13 protein-coding genes are annotated in these 15,897 nt (G+C 71.1%); 4 read left to right on the forward strand and 9 right to left on the reverse strand.

Annotation, left to right across the window (positions count from 1 at the left end; genetic code table 11):
- Positions 1-70 precede the first annotated feature (70 nt).
- The 3 genes from AWZ10_RS14550 to AWZ10_RS14560 are packed head-to-tail and all read right to left on the reverse strand — an operon-like array spanning position 71 to position 3,925.
- On the reverse strand, positions 71-802 hold the full coding sequence (locus AWZ10_RS14550) for an HD domain-containing protein (RefSeq protein WP_234360723.1): 732 nt from the start codon (positions 800-802) through the stop codon (positions 71-73).
- Positions 803-830: 28 nt separating this feature from the next.
- Positions 831-1,307 carry a hypothetical protein gene (locus AWZ10_RS14555; protein ID WP_159015032.1) on the reverse strand — a complete coding sequence of 159 codons (477 nt, stop codon included), beginning with the start codon at positions 1,305-1,307 and terminating at the stop codon, positions 831-833.
- 29 nt (positions 1,308-1,336) lie between these two features.
- Positions 1,337-3,925, reverse strand: coding sequence for a CHAT domain-containing protein (locus tag AWZ10_RS14560; protein ID WP_046704160.1), 2,589 nt, complete (start codon positions 3,923-3,925; stop codon positions 1,337-1,339).
- 467 nt (positions 3,926-4,392) lie between these two features.
- Between AWZ10_RS14560 and AWZ10_RS14565 the strand changes: the two genes are divergently transcribed.
- Entirely contained in the window at positions 4,393-5,169 is a 777-nt protein-coding gene (locus AWZ10_RS14565; RefSeq protein ID WP_060891254.1) for a copper homeostasis protein CutC, read from the forward strand.
- A gap of 502 nt (positions 5,170-5,671) precedes the next feature.
- Here the strand turns inward: AWZ10_RS14565 and AWZ10_RS14570 are convergent.
- Positions 5,672-6,457 (reverse strand): NPP1 family protein, encoded by a 786-nt coding sequence (locus AWZ10_RS14570; RefSeq protein ID WP_037705285.1) that lies wholly within the window; start codon positions 6,455-6,457, stop codon positions 5,672-5,674.
- 385 nt (positions 6,458-6,842) lie between these two features.
- On the opposite strand from AWZ10_RS14570, the gene AWZ10_RS14575 reads away from it, so the two are divergent.
- Positions 6,843-8,093 carry a trypsin-like serine peptidase gene (locus AWZ10_RS14575; RefSeq protein WP_060891255.1) on the forward strand — a complete coding sequence of 417 codons (1,251 nt, stop codon included), beginning with the start codon at positions 6,843-6,845 and terminating at the stop codon, positions 8,091-8,093.
- A 59-nt stretch (positions 8,094-8,152) separates the two neighbouring features.
- On the opposite strand, the gene AWZ10_RS14580 is transcribed toward AWZ10_RS14575, so the two are convergent.
- Complete coding sequence (locus AWZ10_RS14580; RefSeq protein ID WP_060891256.1) at positions 8,153-10,234, reverse strand: HelD family protein; 2,082 nt, start codon at positions 10,232-10,234, stop codon at positions 8,153-8,155.
- A gap of 359 nt (positions 10,235-10,593) precedes the next feature.
- Between AWZ10_RS14580 and AWZ10_RS14585 the strand changes: the two genes are divergently transcribed.
- A complete protein-coding gene (locus tag AWZ10_RS14585) occupies positions 10,594-10,791 on the forward strand; it encodes a hypothetical protein (protein WP_060891257.1) in 198 nt (65 codons plus the stop codon).
- A 194-nt stretch (positions 10,792-10,985) separates the two neighbouring features.
- Here AWZ10_RS14585 and AWZ10_RS14590 read toward each other — a convergent pair whose 3' ends face one another.
- Both AWZ10_RS14590 and AWZ10_RS14595 read right to left on the reverse strand, forming a co-directional pair.
- Positions 10,986-11,270 (reverse strand): hypothetical protein, encoded by a 285-nt coding sequence (locus tag AWZ10_RS14590; protein WP_046709652.1) that lies wholly within the window; start codon positions 11,268-11,270, stop codon positions 10,986-10,988.
- Positions 11,271-11,351: 81 nt separating this feature from the next.
- Positions 11,352-12,995, reverse strand: a complete 1,644-nt coding sequence (locus AWZ10_RS14595) for a DNA repair helicase XPB (protein ID WP_046709653.1) — start codon at positions 12,993-12,995, stop codon at positions 11,352-11,354.
- 239 nt (positions 12,996-13,234) lie between these two features.
- Here AWZ10_RS14595 and istB point away from each other — a divergent pair, with 239 nt between their 5' ends.
- The gene (gene istB, locus AWZ10_RS14600; protein ID WP_234360724.1) at positions 13,235-14,641 is read left to right on the forward strand and encodes an IS21-like element helper ATPase IstB; all 1,407 of its coding nucleotides are present in this window, start codon (positions 13,235-13,237) and stop codon (positions 14,639-14,641) included.
- Here istB and AWZ10_RS52365 read toward each other — a convergent pair.
- A complete protein-coding gene (locus AWZ10_RS52365) occupies positions 14,625-14,798 on the reverse strand; it encodes a hypothetical protein (protein WP_167365952.1) in 174 nt (57 codons plus the stop codon). The two genes, istB and AWZ10_RS52365, sit on opposite strands and share 17 nt — an antisense overlap.
- 189 nt (positions 14,799-14,987) lie before the next feature.
- Positions 14,988-15,897 (reverse strand): helicase-associated domain-containing protein (locus tag AWZ10_RS14605; RefSeq protein ID WP_208618497.1); only part of this gene is annotated, 910 nt, incomplete at its 5' end.

The raw sequence follows: 15,897 nt of genomic DNA on the forward strand, positions 1-15,897 counted from the left end.
CTTCCCCCGCCCCGCCCCGCCCCGCCCGCCCCCGCTCCCGCCCCGGACCGGCCACCGGCTCGGCCCGCCGTCAGCCCTCCGCCAGTCCGGCCAGTTCCGCCCGCAGGTTCTCCCGTGCCCGGCCCTCCCACTCCCGCTCCCCGTACGGCGTCCTGAACAGCCTGGGCAGATCGAGGAGTTGCTGCAGCACAGCCGCCCGGCCCGCTCGGAAGGCCTCGTCGGGCACGAACCCGTACTCCTCCCGCACGGCGGCGGCGTAGGCGGCGTACGCGTCCGGCGCCGAGGCCAGGATCGCGAGATCCGCGTCGCACAGCACCTGCCCGTTCGGGTCGTCGTCGGCGGGGTCATGGGTGACCGTCAGCCGTACCAGCCGGGCGACCTCGGCCACCTTCTCCTCCGGGACCCCGGCCTCGGCCAACGCCCGCTCGGCGAGCCGGGCCGACCGCTCCTCGTTCTCGGACCGCTCCGGCAGGTACACGGCGTCATGGAACCAGGTCGCCAGCCGCACGAGGTCCGGGTCCGCCGCGTACTCCTCCAGCACCTCGACACGGTCCAGCACCGCCGTCAGGTGATCAAGGGTGTGGTACTTCCGCTGCGGCTCGGACCATCGCCCGATCAGGTTGTCGGCATACGGGACCGGAGAGGGATCGCAGGCCCCGTCCCGGGCCGAGAGCAGCGCGGGGAGCCAGCGGTAGCGGAGGGCTTCCCGGCGGGCTTCGTCGACGCCGGGGGCGGCGGAGCCGCCAGGGGTCTCGGAGGTGCCGGGGGCGTCGGAGGTGCCGGAGGTGTCAGGGTCGGGCATGTGCGTATTGTGCCGTGGCCGGGGAGTTTCAGAAGGGGGCGGTCCAGCCGTTGTCGGCCGTCCAGGTCAGGTAGCGGGCTTCCCCGCCGTCGCGGTCGGGGTCGATCTGCCACAGCGCCTCGCACGCCTCCGGCGGGAGTGCGGTGGGAATCTCCACCGTCACCTCCGTCTCGGGATCCTCCACGACCAGCGTGATCTCACGGTCGGCGCGGGTGGCGCGCAGCTGCTGGAGCCACCCGTGGAGTCGTCGGCCGGCGGTGGCGGCGGGCTCGACACTCGCCTCGGCCGCCAGTTCGCCGAGCTTCGACACGTATCCGTCCGCGAACTTGACCAGCAGGTAGGCCAAGGGGATCCCGATGCACAGGGTCCACGACGACACGTCCCTGCGCTGGTCCCCGTCCACCGACACCTCGGCATCGAGGCCGAGATCGGCGAAGAGGGAACGCAGCGCCGTCCGGTCGGTCTCGGTGACCGGGGTCTCGGTTCTGACCTCAAGGATGCTCACGCCGTCATTCCCCTTCGCCTTCGTCGGATTCATCGGTGGGACACATCTGTGGGGTGCTTGGGCTCCGGCAGCTCGGTGACCATCAGCCCGGCCCAGTCGACCGGGCTTTCCCGGGGGAGTGACCGGTACACGGACTTCACCGCGTCGTTGATACGCACCGTGAATCGGCCGGACGGGGCGATGGCGCCGTACACGGCCCTGAGGATCTTCGCCGTCGACGCGTCGGGAAGGTCCCACGCCCCGGCGGCGAGGGCGCAGCAGCCGGTCGCCAGGGCGGTGGCGATCAATCCGGTCGGGTCGGCACCCGCGTCGGAACCGGAACTGCAGGCAGCGGCGACGAAGAACGGCGGAAGGGGGAGCCCGAGCAGGTCCGCGCAGACCAGCGGGCGCCCGCCGACGAACTGGAACGCGTATGCGAGCCCCTCTCCACTGCCGTGGGTGGAGAGCACGAGGACGTCGGGCGAGGTCCGCTCCAGGGCCGGGGCCAGTTCCTCCGCCCCGTGGATCAGGGTGAGCTCCACCGCTCCGGTGGCGGCGAGATCACGGAGCGCCCTCAACTCCTGCATGCTTCCCGGCAGTTCCGGATTGAAGTAGGCGACGACGCGGGTCGCGGCGGCCGGAGCGCGCGGAGCGGAGACCGCCCTCTTGTGCAGGAGCAGACGGAGCAGCGGAAGCCGGTTCACCGCGGCGTGGTCGGCCACGACGGTGTCGGCGGAGAGGGGAAGCGCCGCGACCGGCAGCGCCCGCAGGGTGTGGTCGGCGACGACGTTCAGCTCGCGGACCGAGGTGTCCGTCAGCAGCCAGTCGCGCAGCGGGGCGGGTATGAGCTGCGCGGCGACCCCGTCACGGACCTGATCCCAGCGGGAACCGAACCTTCGGTCGTTGGACATGACCGAGTGCAGGATGCGGGTCTCCTTGACGGAGAGCTCGAAGCGACGGGCGCCCGGAGCAGACCCGGGAATCGACCAGGTGACGACTCCGGACAGGCCCTCCGAGTCGTCGTCCGTGGCGGTGACCGACAGGATCGCGGCGGTGCCCGAAGCGGCGATGAGGGCCTCGGCGTCCAACGGCACGGGGACGTAGAGACGGGAGAACTCACCGGACACCATCTGGCCCAGCTCGCTCTGCAGTTCGCCGAGACGCTTCTCCCAGTAGGACAGGGGAGGCCCGAATCGCGCTGTCTCGGCGGTGGACGAGGCCGGTCGCTCGACACACAGCACGCGCAGCCGGTCGATCTGGCCCAGGAGTTCGGCGAGTTGGGGGCGGAGCGTGCCGGAGGTCTGCCTCAGCAGCGCGGCGAGGGTGTCCTCGCGCGCCGCCTCGGAGGCTTCCAGCGCCGCCAGCCCGGCCTGACGGACCCCTTGCTCGGCCGCGATCACCGCCATGTCGAGGAAACGCTGGTGATAGCTCTTCTGGGCGGACAGCAGGCGCCGGCGGTGGCCCGTCGTGCCGGTCCGCCCACTGGCGAGGACGAGGTGACCGACCGCGTCGCGGATCAGTGCCACGGCTTCGTCGTGACGGCCGACAGCGGTACAGATCTCCGCGTCGAGTGCCAGCAGCTCCAGTCGGGCCAGCGGTGCGTCCACTCCCCGCACACCGTCCAGCCCGGCCCGCACCGCCTGCCGGGCGGCCTCGAACCGCCCGCTCGAAAAGAGGGCCGTGCCCAGGACCGCCTGGGCGTCCGCCGTGATCACGGGATCGGCGGAAGCCAGGTCCGCCGCGGCCCGCGCGCACTCGGCGGCGCGTTCGGCGCGCCCCGACACCAGGTGGGCACGGCCCAGCATGCCGAGGGCCTCCGCCCTGGCCGTGGCGGCTTCCGGAACCCGCTCGGCCAACTCGCAGGCCTGTTCGAGGTTGTCGATCGCCTCGTCCACCGATCCGGCGAGTGCCTGGCCCTTGGCGTACTCCGTGGCTGCCCGCAGGACCAACGTCATGATCGCGATGGGGTGGGTACTGCTGAAATCCGTCTCCGGGAAGTAGTGGAAGAACGCTTCCAGGCAGTCATGCGCGTCGTCGTACTCGTCGAGGAGCAGTTGAATCGCGGCGCGGGCGACGAGGGCGCCCAGAAGCACCGGGCCGTCCTTGCGGCGCCGCGATGAATCGATCACGTCGGCGTAGGTCGCCAGGGCCTTGCTGACGTCGCCTCTCCAGTGTTCCAGAGTGGCCAGGTTGAGCCGGGACTGGTCGATGCGGTGGTACGCCTGGTTCGCGAACAGCCCGCCGAGGCCGCTGATCAGCTCGGACACCGCGCTGATGGCGTCGGAGTACGCGCGGGCGGCCTCGTCCACCAGTTGCTCGGAGACCAGGCCCGAGGCCTCGACCATGCGCGCTTCCCACGCGATCAGGGCCCGCTCTTCCGAGCCGATACGGGGTAACTCGCCCAGCGCGCGGTCCAGCGGCTCACGCCACCCGGGGCTCCGCAGCGCCTGGCAGGCCCTGGCCTGCAACGTCCATGCGAGCGCGGCACGGTTGGCGCGGCCGACGGAACTGGCCAGCTCCGCCGCCTCCCCGGCGACTTCGCCCGCATGCTCGTACTGCTGGGCGTCATAGAGCGCCGAGGCGTGGGAGATGGCCCGATGCAGGGAGCGGGCAGTGGACATCCGCTTGATCAGTGACATGGATCCCCCGTCCCGTCCCTCTGCTGCGAACTGGACGGAATCTACTGCAGCTTGCGGGGACTTCGCTGACAAATCCCCCACAATTTCGCCTGCCTCGCCTGTCTCGACTACCTGGCAGCGACTTCGCGGAACACGCTGCCGGCCGCCGCCACGAAGCTCGCCCAGGCGCCGGCCTCGAAAACCAGCACCCCGCTGCCCGGATTCTGCTGTCGCGGACGCGGACGCGGACGCGGACGCGGACGCGGACGCGGACGGGGACGAGGCCGGGGAGGCCGTCGCTGATCTCGACGCACTCGGCGCTGGTGCCCTCTCGCGCGGCCGGTCTTGTTGAAGCGTGCCCGAACGAGGGTGGATGCGGAGGGCTGTCGTCCGGATGTCCCTCGTGACGATCGCGTCCAACGCTCCGGGTTGTTGCTAAATTGGACTAGACCTGTTGTCGTCACGTGAAGCCCGATGGAAGGGGCCCCATGACCACGCGCGCGCTTCTGGAGGTGATCGCCCTCGATGCCGAGGACGCCGTCGCCGCCCAGATTGGAGGTGCCGACCGGCTGGAGCTGGTCGCGGACATGGGGGCCGACGGCCTCGCCCCGGCGGTCGCGACGTTCGCGGAGGTGCAGGCCGCCGTGGACATCCCGGTACGGGTCATGCTGCGGCTCGCGGACGGGTTCGCGGCGGGGGACGTGGACGCGCTGGTGCGGGTGGCGTGCGACCTGCGGGCGGCCGGGGCGGAGGAGTTCGTGCTCGGGTTCCTGGGGGCGGACGGCGGGTTGGATCTCGACGCCGTGGAGCGGGTGGTCGCCGAGCTGGACGGGCGGTCGTGGACGTTCCACCGGGCGATCGACCGCGCCGCCGACCGGGACGCCCTGCGCAAGCAGCTCGCGGACCTGCCGGGGCTGGACACCTACCTCACGGCGGGCTCGGGCGCCGGTGTCGACGAAGGCCTCCCGGTGCTGCTGGCCGAGGCCGCGCGACGCGGCGACCCCGGCTACACCCAGCACCTCATGATCGGCGGCGGTCTCCGTCTCGGCCACGTCCCGCGCCTGCGCGCCGCCCGCGTCGACGCCTTCCACATCGGAGGCGCGGCCCGCCCCCAGGGCTGGACCGCGCCGGTCGCCGCCGACGCCGTACGGGAATGGCGTACGGCACTGGACACCCGCGTCGCCCGCGCGGGAACCAGGACCTCGGGCCGGCCGGGCCAAGGTCTGTCCGGCAACTCCGTCCGGCGATTCCCGTCAGGTCGCTGAGGGTCCGCCGGAAGCGTGGCCAGCCGGCCTTCGCCACCACCGGCCCCGTCAGGGCCGTCGAGGCCGTCGTGCAACTGCGCCATCAGTGGCATCAGCTGGGGGTGCGGGTCATCTTGCGGATACGCCCCTCGTAGGGGGCGGTGATCGGCGCGTTCGAGAAACGGCTCCCCGCCTACGCCTACTGCCGCGCCGAATGGACCGAACTGAGGGAGGGCGAGGACTGGCGCCGATACGTGCCCCTGACCCGCCCCGCCTGGAACAGCGGGTGCCACCGCTCTTCGTGGCCGCCTATCCGGTGGGGTGCCTGGCGCCGGCGCCGGCGCCGTGGCGGCACAGGGTGAGCGGGCCGGGCGGTCGTGCTTCCGGGGCGCGCCCACAGTCGCGAGCCACCTCGGGGCGGCGAACTCCCCGAGGTGGCCTTCCATCGGTCTGCCGGTCTGCCGGTCTGCCGGTCTGCCGGTCCGCAGGTCCGCAGGTCTGCCGGTCTGGCGGTCCGCGGCCGTTACGCGTTCGGGTCGAACGAGATCCCCGACGGCATCGCCTTCGTGAGGTTGGAGGCGAAACTGCCGTCCTTGAGGCCGAAGTTGGCGCTGCCGAAGTCGTAGGCGACGAGGGTGTCGCGGACGCCGGACGGGTAGCCGTTCCAGCCGACGAGCGGCGGGTACTGCCAGGTGCCCTCGTGGTTCTCCGGCGGCTCGTCGTTCGAGCCCGCGAGGCGGAAGCAGTGCGTCCGGATACCGTCCTTGTGGTAGACGATCTTCGCGTGGGTGCCGTCCCAGCGCACCGAGGAAGCGGCGTGCACGGTGAAGCCGCCGTGGTTGGACGTCGAGACGTACTGGGCCGTGCCGTTCTGCACCCAGACCACGACGTGCTCCCAGTCGTGCCGGTGGCCGCCGATGCTGCTGCCCGAGACCGCCTGGTCCTTCTCGAAGTAGAGGTCGTACATGATCGCGCACCAGCCGTTGTTGCACTTGTAGCGCGAGTAGCCGTTGGTGTTGTCCAGGTCGGACCGGTCGCGGCAGTCGCCGCTGAGCGAACCGGTCGGCTTCAGGCCGCCGTTGACCGTGCCCGTGGGGCCGATCGCGGGGGTCGAGTAGCAGCCGTCCGTGTCGTAGTCGTAGGCCGGCTGCCAAGTCGTCTCCAGCGCCTCCGCGTTGGCGGGCAGCGCGGCGGGCGGAGCCGCGTACGCGCTGCCGGCGACGCCGACGACCAGCGCCACGGTGGCGCCGAGGGTGACTGCGGATCTGCGGAATCGACGCGAAGTGCGCGTGCGTGAACCTGTCTTCACTGCGACCTCCTGATGGACCGCGGCGCGGAGGGACGGCCGGGAGCCGGGGTGGGGGGCATGCCGACGTGCGAGGTGGCATGCGCAGGTCAGGTTCGCCCTACTCGCGGGTAGTGCACAAGAGGCGGGAGGTGTCGGAGTGATGAAGAATCAATCAATGTGCAGATCCTGTGAGTCCTGCGAGTTGCCCCTGTGGGGCGCCGCCGCGAGCAGGACGCCGCGACCCGGTGTCACATCACGGGCAGATATCCGCCACGTAGTTGTTGTGTGCGAAGTCGCCGCGAAGGCAGTCTCGGAGATCATTTCGCGCCCGCCCGGGGGCATAGTTGTGCCCGCCTCCAGCCAAGCGGGGGCATGACAAGTTTCAGTCGCACGGGGGACAGGCTCCATGTCATTCATACGCCGCCGCGGACTCACGGCCGCTGCCGCCGTGATCATCGCGGTCATGGTCACCACCACTGCCTGCAGCAAGACGGAGGAGAGCGGGGCCAAGGCCTCGGACTCGACGACCGCCCAGGCGGGCGCGGGCGTCGACACCGGCGAGAACGAGGGCGGAGGTGACACGACCGTCGGCGGCTTCAAGCTCCCCGAGGGCGTGCCCACCGACCTCACCGGTGACGCGCTGCGAAAGTGGAAGGACGGTGGCTGGCAGGACTTCGGCGGAGACTGGCCCTCCAGGGCGGAGGACTTCGCCAACCCGTACATCGAGGACTTCTGGACGCCGGAGCGCATCGCCGAGGCCGAGGAGAACCTCCCGGAGCTGCCGGCGGTCGCCGAGGCGGGCAACACGGCCGCCGGTGGCAGCAAGACCACCCAGGTCTGGCTGCCCGACGGCAAGGTCAAGAAGCAGCAGGCCACCAAGGTCAAGGCGACCTACCACAAGAACGCCGCCCCGGTCGGCAAGCTCTTCTTCACCACGCCCCAGGGGTCGAGCGTCTGCTCCGCCGCGGTCGTGAAGGACCCGGCGCACCCGGGCAGGTCCAACCTCGTGTGGACCGCCGGGCACTGCGTGCACGCGGGCAAGGGCGGCGGCTGGTACCGCAACATCGCCTTCGTGCCGTCCTTCAACAACACGGGCAAGCTGAACATCGCCCAGGCGTCGAAGGACTACCGCGCGGGCAACGTCTCCCCCTACGGCCTCACCTGGGCCGACTGGGCCACCACCTCCGGCACCTGGATCAAGGGCGGCGGCGCCAGCGAGGGCACCGTGGCCGCCGCCTACGACTACGCCGTCCTCCACGTGAAGCCGGAGAAGGGCTCCAAGTCGCTGGAGGAACGCCTCGGTTCGGCCCTGCCGGTGTGGTTCAACGCGCCCGCCGCCAACAAGGTCAAGAACATGAAGGTCCGCGGCTACCCGGCCGAGGCCCCGTACGACGGCGCGAAGATGTACCACTGCCAGGGCGCCACCAAGCGCTTCGTCCTCGGCCACAGCTACCCGAGCGACTACCCGGCCCAGTACATGGTCGGCTGCACCATGAACGGCGGCGCCTCCGGCGGCCCCTGGTTCACGACCTACAAGGGCCGCACCTACCTGGTCTCCAACAACTCCCTGAGCGACCGCTCCACGTTCATCACCGGGCCGCGCCTCGGCAAGAACGCCAAGCAGGTCTACCTGGCGACGAGCAACAAGTTCAAGTAGCCCCGGCTCGCGTGTGATCGGCCCCCGGTGACCTCGGTCGCCGGGGGCCGCGTTCCGCCTCAGGCCAACTGCTCCGGCAGCGGTGCCGTGTGCGTCACGATCAGGCCCGACACCGCGCGGGTGAGGGCCACGTACAGGCGGCGCAGGCCCGTGCGTTCGTCCGGTTCGCCGTCGACGACCGCCTGTGGCTCGTCCAGGACGACGTAGTCGTATTCGAGGCCCTTGGCGAGCGAGGCCGGTACGAGGGTGAGGCGGGTCTCGTACGTCGTCTCCTCACCCGGCGCCAGATAACCGATGCCCGCGGCCGTGAGCGCCTCGGCGAGCGCGGGGACGCGGGCGTCGGCGGCGATGAGCCCGGTCGAACCCTCGTTGCGGAGCGACTCCTCGCAGGCGGCGATCACCTGGGAGTCGTCCGTGGTCGGCCGTACGTCGAAGAAGCCCGGGTTCTCACGGACCGACGCGACCGGTGTCAGGCCGGGCGCGATGTGGGGCAGGAGACGGGAGGCGTACGTGATCACGTCGGTCGGCACGCGGAAACCGGCCGTCAGCTCCTCCACATGGGCCTCCGCCTTGCCGAGGTGGGTCAGCGCCTCTTCCCAACTCCGCGTCGCCCAGGGGGTCGTGCCCTGCGCGAGGTCGCCGAGCACGGTCGCGGAACCGGTGGTGCAACGGCGCCCGACCGCCCGGTACTGCATGGGCGACAGGTCCTGAGCCTCGTCGAGGACGACATGCCCGAGGGAGTGCGTGCGCTGCACCAGGTCGGTGGTCTCGTCGATGAGCACGGCGTCGGCGGCGGACCACTTCGCCGCCTTCACGCTCCGCGCCGGCTTCACCCACAGGATCGTCTTCTGCTCGTCGTCCGTGAGGATCCCGTCCGCGTGCACGGCGAGGAAGTCCGCGTCGGAGAGCAGGCGCAGCACGAGCCTGGCGGGCTCGACGGACGGCCAGATCGCCTTGACCGCCGCCTTCACCGCGGTGTTGCGGGCCACCGCGTCCTGCACCCGGTCGTCGGGCGCCTCCCCGGACCGTTCCATCTGCACCAGCACCGCGTGCGCGATCCGCTGCGGCAGCGCCTCGCGGGCGGCCCCGTAGCGGATGTCCCGGTCCAGCAACTCCTGCACGATGTCCGCCAGTTCGTAGGCCGGTACGCGCCAGCGACGCGAACCCCGGACGACCATGACGGGCTCGGTGGGGAGGGTGACGTGCGAGCGTACGGCCCGGCGGAGGACCTCGGCCATCCGGGCGTCGCCCTTGACGACGGCGGCCGGCGCCTCGTCCGCGCCCCGCACCTCGACGTGGGAGACGAGGTCGTCGACGGTCGCCTGCTTGACCTCCAGCTCGCCCAGTGCCGGGAGGACCTGCTCGATGTAGTGGAGGAAGGAGCGGTTCGGCCCGATGACGAGGGTGCCGGTGCGGGCGAGGCGCTCGCGGTGGGCGTAGAGGAGGTAGGCGACCCGGTGGAGGCCGACGGCGGTCTTGCCGGTGCCGGGGCCGCCCTGGACGCAGAGGGAGCCGGCGAGGTCGGACCGGACGATCTCGTCCTGCTCCGGCTGGATCGTCGCCACGATGTCCCGCATCGGGCCGACGCGCGGGCGCTCGATCTCCTGCTGCAGCAGCTTGCTGGTGGCGGCCGCCTCGGCGGGGTCGGAGAGGTTCTCGTCCTCGTACGCGGTGAGGTCGCCGCCGGTGTATCCGAAGCGGCGCCGCAGTCCGACGTCCAGTGGATCGGTCTTGGAGGCCCGGTAGAACGGCTGGGAGACGGGGGCACGCCAGTCGATGACCATCGGATCGCCGTCCGCGTCGTGCACATGCCGACGTCCGATGTAGAACCGTTCCCCGTCCGCTCCCTCGGCCCGGTCGGCGCCGGGGGCGTGCAGATAGTCGAGGCGGCCGAAGAAGAGCGGGGTGTGGCTCAGGTCGGCCAGCGACTTGATCCGCTCGCCGATCTGGCGTGCCAGCACCTCCGCGTTCACCCAGTTCGCGGTGACGTCCTTGATGTCCAGCGCCTCCACGTCCTCCCGCATGGCGCGGAGAGCGGAACGGGAGGCGGAGAGGTGGGAGCGCTCTCGGGAGAGGGGGTCGTTGGGGGCGACGGGATCGAGGACGGCGCCGGTGGCGGGGTCGTCGGGGTGCGCGGACAAGGGGGTGCCTCCGGTGGCCTACGGGACCTGTGGGGGTCTGCCTGAGAGCGGGTTCTGCCTTAGTGCCGCGGCACTAGTGGCGGTGGCCGACCGGTTTCCGTCCGGACGGCGGCGCTCCACGAACGGGAGGCGGGCAAGAGCGGAGAGTGTAGGTGAGGTGAGGGGGCGGAGGCCAACCGATTTCCACGGACGGAGTGCCCGTCGGCCTCGTGGGTCCCTGATCTGCCCTCGCCGTACCCCTAGGGGGTCTGTACTTCGCGGGTACTACGGGTGGGCGACACCTGAGGGTGAGCCGGGGGCTCAGCGGGTTCACTCCCCAGACCGACGTAATCCAAAGGCGGACGTTCCACCATGGAGTCATGAGTGCAGCGACGTTCATCCCAGCCTCGGCCTCCGGCCGACCCGGTCCGCCGCCCGGCGCGACCGGCCTCGACGACCACCACAACCGCCACCGCCTCGGCGACGCACTCCGCGCCGTCAAGGTCTTCGCGAGCGCCGCCTTCGGCGTGATCGTCCTCGGCGAGTACGCGGAGGAAGCGGGCATACGCCGCCGGTGAGGCGCCGCCCACCCTGCTGAGCCCATGGCGGGCTCATGGGGCGATCGCCCCTGCCGAACAACAGGTCCCCGGCGCCGCGCGACCGACCATGCCCTTCTGATCCCTGCGCGTCGGCTGTCCCGCGTTGCGGCTGTCCTGCCCGCCCAGCCCGTCTGCCCGCCCAGCCCCTCAGCCCCGCTCCGACCTCGGCGGCCTCAGTCTTCCTCGGGCAGCAGGATGTCCGCGTCGTCGAAGATCCGCAGCATCACCAGAAGCAGTCGGCCCCGGGAGACCAGGTACTCCGCGACGATCTGCGACGTGAGCCGGATCTCGCGGTCCTGGTCGCCCACTCCTATGGTGCGGGAGAGCTCGGTGTACGGATCGCGGGCGAGCAGTTCGATGGCCTTGTCGAAGGAGGCCCGGCGCGCGGGGGCGAGCCGGTCGCGGTCACGGGCCGCCGACTCGGTGTACAACACCGCGTAGATGTCCTCGTGAGGCATGGTGCCCTTCTTCCTCGCCCTGGCTCGCCGCTGGTACGACTCAGCGTACCGAGCGCGCGGGCACCCTCTGTGACCGCTTGCTCAGCCCTCCGTCAGCAGCTCGTCCGCGTCCATGATCCGGTAGGCGTAGCCCTGTTCCGCGAGGAAGCGCTGGCGGTGGGCGGCGAAGTCCTGGTCGATGGTGTCGCGGGCGACGACGGAGTAGAAGTGGGCCTGGTGGCCGTCGGACTTGGGGCGCAGGACGCGGCCGAGACGCTGCGCCTCCTCCTGGCGGGAGCCGAAGGTGCCGGAGACCTGGATGGCGACCGTGGCCTCCGGGAGGTCGATGGAGAAGTTCGCGACCTTCGACACGACCAGGACGTTGATCTCGCCCTGCCGGAACGCGTCGAAGAGCTTCTCGCGCTGCGCGTTGCTGGTCTCGCCCTTGATCACCGGTGCGTCCAGGTGGGCGCCCAGTTCGTCGAGCTGGTCGATGTACTGGCCGATGACGAGGATCTGCTGCCCCGCGAAGCGGCGGACGATCGCCTCGGCCACCTTCCGCTTGGTCGCGGTGGTGGAACAGAAGCGGTACTTCTCCTCCTGCTCGGCGGTGGCGTAGGCGAGCCGCTCGGAGTCGGTCAGGTTCACCCGGACCTCGACGCAGTCGGCGGGCGCGATGTAGCCCTGCGCCTCGATCTCCTTCCAGGGCGCGTCGAACCGCTTGGGCCCGATCAGGGAGAACACGTCCGACTCCCGCCCGTCCTCCCGGACGAGCGTCGCCGTCAGCCCCAGCCGCCGGCGCGCCTGCAGATCGGCGGTGAACTTGAAGACCGGAGCGGGAAGGAGATGCACCTCGTCGTAGACGATGAGGCCCCAGTCACGGGAGTCGAACAGCTCCAGGTGCGGGTAGACGCCCTTCCGGCGGGTCGTCAGCACCTGGTACGTGGCGATGGTGACCGGCCGGATCTCCTTCCGCGTGCCGCTGTACTCGCCGATCTCCTCCTCGGTCAGCGACGTCCGCTTCACCAGCTCGTGCTTCCACTGCCGCGCGGAGACGGTGTTCGTGACGAGGATGAGGGTGGTCGACTTGGCCTGGGCCATGGACCCGGCCCCGACGAGGGTCTTGCCGGCCCCGCACGGCAGCACGACGACCCCGCTGCCGCCGTGCCAGAAGTTCTCCACCGCCTGCTTCTGGTACGGGCGCAGTGCCCAGCCGTCCTCGGCCAGTTCGATCGGGTGGGCCTCGCCGTCCACGTATCCGGCGAGATCCTCGGCGGGCCAGCCCAGCCTCAGCAGGGTCTGCTTGATCTGTCCGCGCTCGGAGGGGTGCACGGCGACGGTGTCCGGGTCGATCCGGTTGCCGACGAGCGGGGCGATCCGCTTCGAGCGCAGGATCTCCTCCAGCACCGGCCGGTCGGTGGTGGTGAGGACGAGACCGTGCACCGGGTGCTTGGAGAGGGTGAGGCGGCCGTAGCGGTCCATCGTCTCGGCGACGTCCACGAGGAGCGCGTGCGGCACCGGGTAGCGGCTGTACTGCACCAGCGCGTCCACGACCTGCTCGGCGTCGTGCCCGGCGGCGCGCGCGTTCCACAGGCCGAGCGGGGTCACCCGGTAGGTGTGGATGTGCTCGGGCGCCCGCTCCAGTTCGGCGAACGGCGCGATGACACGACGGCACTCGTCGGCCAGCTCGTGGCCGACTTCCAGGAGCAGCGTCTTGTCGGACTGGACGATGAGGGGACCATTCACCGCACGACACCCTTTCGATTCGGCCCGGACCGGAGTGAGGAGGCGTGGTGAACGTCCCCAGGTCGTCGTGGGCTCTTCGGCGCTTCGGCCAAACGTCCAGTGTGCCTGATCATTCGGCTCCTCAGTCGGGCTCGCGTGTGCGATCCCGCCCACCTTCACCAGTGTTATTGGATGTCTATTCATTCCCCTGAGTGGCGGGAATTCAGATTTGCGGCAATGGTTCCGAAGAATGGCGAACCGTGCAGCCACCCACCCCGGCCGACCCCGCCGATCCGGTCATCCCGTCCGCCTCCCCGCAGGGCACCACGCTCGGCTACGCCCTGTTCGCCACCCGCTGGCTCCAGGCGCCGCTGTACTTCGGACTGGTCGCGGCACAGGGGGTGTACGTCTACAAGTTCTTCAACGAGCTGTGGACGTTAATCGTCCGGTGTGTGAGCGGGAGTGCCACCGAGACGTACGTGATGCTCGCGGTGCTCAAGCTGGTCGACGTCGTCATGATCGCCAACCTGCTGATCATGACGATCGTCGGCGGCTACGAGACCTTCGTCTCCCGCATCGGTCTCCAGGGCCACCGTGACCAGCCCGAATGGCTCTCGCACGTCAATTCCAACGTGTTGAAGGTCAAGCTCGCCACCGCCATTGTGGGCATCTCCTCCGTCCATCTGCTCCAGATGTTCGTGGACGTCCACCACACCTCGCACCACGCGCTGCTGTGGGGCACGGTGATCCACATGGCCTTCATCGCCTCTGCGGTGCTCCTCGCGTACATGTCGGGGCCGATGCTGCGCGAGGACAAGGGGCACGGTTCCCACCACGGCCCGCCCGACGACCCGAAGCCACCGAGGGCCCCGCGGACGGCGACGGAACCCACGAACGTACCGAGGGAACCGGCGGAGCCGACAGGACCGGCCCGTCCGACGGCACCGGACCGGCCGGAGGGCGCCGCTGCCGCCTCCTTTCCCGTGGGGGCGCCGCTGCCGATCCCGGCCCAGGCGACCTCGTACGAGAACTACACGATCCACGAGTCCCGACGCCCGCCGCACGGGGCCGAGGCCGGGCTCGGGGTCGGGCTCGGGGTCGAGGGGCGGGTGCGGGCGGCCGGGTTCCCGGCGCGGAAGCTGCTGGAGGAGTTCGACACGGGCCACCCGCGCTCCTTCGACCGGCGGCTGCTGGCACGGCTGGGAACGCTGGACTTCCTGGCCGCCGGACGGAACGTGGTGTTCGTCGGCGCCCCCGGCACCGGCAAGACGCATCTGGCGATCGGGCTCGGCGTACGGGCCTGCCAGGCCGGGCACCGGGTGCTGTTCGCCACCGCGACGGAGTGGGCCGCGCGGCTGGCCGGGGCGCGGGCCGAGGGCAGGCTGACCGAGGAGCTGTCCGCGCTCGACGCCTGCCCCCTGCTGATCGTCGACGAGGTCGGCTACCTCCCCTTCGACACGGACACCGCCCGGCTCGTCTTCCGGCTGATCGCGCACCGCTACGAGCGGGCCTCGCTGATCGTGACCAGCGACCGCCCGCTCGGCCGCTGGGAGGAGATCTTCGGCGGGGCCGCCCCGGCGATGGTCGACCGCCTCGCGCACCACGCCGAGATCGTCCGCCTCGAAGGGGACAGCTACCGGCTGCGCCGCACTACTTCAGGAGGCTGACGTTCTGGATCAACGGCCCCTCCACGCCGATGCCCTCACCCACCAGCGTGCCGAGTTCGGGAAGGGGCAGGGGCGGGTTGGCCGTGGCCGGGGAGGCGAGCACGCCCACCAGGGCGACGGCGGCGACGGCGGAGACGAGCGTGACGAGGGGGCGCATGCGTAGGTGTGGGCCTTTCGAGCGCAGGGGTCGATCTCGATCGGACACAGGGTGGCTGCCCCGCGTCACCGGGCGGGATGCGCCGGGCGCCCCTCCATCGCTCGTGAGAGGGAAAAGCGGGTATGGCCTGCATGAACGCCCCCATGCACCCGAACGGGTGATGGGTGGGAAGCGGTTTGATCCACTTGCTCAGGACGGGTCGTCCGCGAGTTCCGCGACGCCCGTGATCCGGTGCAGCGGGAACGTCCGTACCTCGTCCGCCGTGTGGTCGTACGCCGTCACGAAGCCGCCCTCGACCCGGACCGGGGCGATGACGCGCTGGCTGGCCGAGCCCTCGGCGTTGACGTAGCCGATCCACAGGGCCTCGCCGGTGAGGACCGCGGCCTGCATCGTCGCGAGGGTCTCGGCGGAGCCGGTGCGGGGCAGGGCACCGGACGGGGCCGGGTCCCCGGGCGTCGTCCTGCGGGGCATGGTGGTGGCGAGGTCACCGGCGCGGATGGCGCGGATCGCGGCCCCCAGCAGCGTGTCGTCCGGCGCCGGAGGGCCTTCCGGAACGGGCTCGGGGGCCGTGCGGGGCGGGGTGCGGTGGGCGTGGGCCCGGGTGATCAGGACGTCGCCCTGCGCGGACTCGGCGGCCGGCGCGAAACCCATCGCCCGCAGCCCGTCGAGCAGCGTCGCCGGGTCCGCCTGGGCGGCGAGGACGGTGGGCGCCAGACGCCGCAGCCCGAGGCCGTGCGACCGCTTGTCGGCGAGGATCTCGCTGAGCATCCCGTCGTCGTCGCAGCGCACGTACGCCGACGCCGCGCCGATCCGCAGATGGCCGTGGCGCCTGGCCACGTCGTCGATCAGATACGCGAGCGGCTGCGGGACCGGTGTACGCGAGTGGGCGGTCAGGAAGTCGTGCAGGTCGGACGCGCTCCGGCCCGCGTCCAGCGCCCGGCGCACCGACCCCGGCGTGAACCGGTACACCGTCGCGCCACCCTTCGACTCCACGTCCGCCAGGACGCCCAGCGTGTCGGCCAGCGGCCGCTTCAGCGGGCCGGGCGCGACGGCCGTCAGGTCCGCCTGCAGCAGCACGTGGTCCAGCGGCACGGGCAGC

Source organism: Streptomyces europaeiscabiei (genome assembly GCF_001550375.1).
Taxonomy (GTDB): Bacteria; Actinomycetota; Actinomycetes; order Streptomycetales; family Streptomycetaceae; genus Streptomyces; species Streptomyces europaeiscabiei.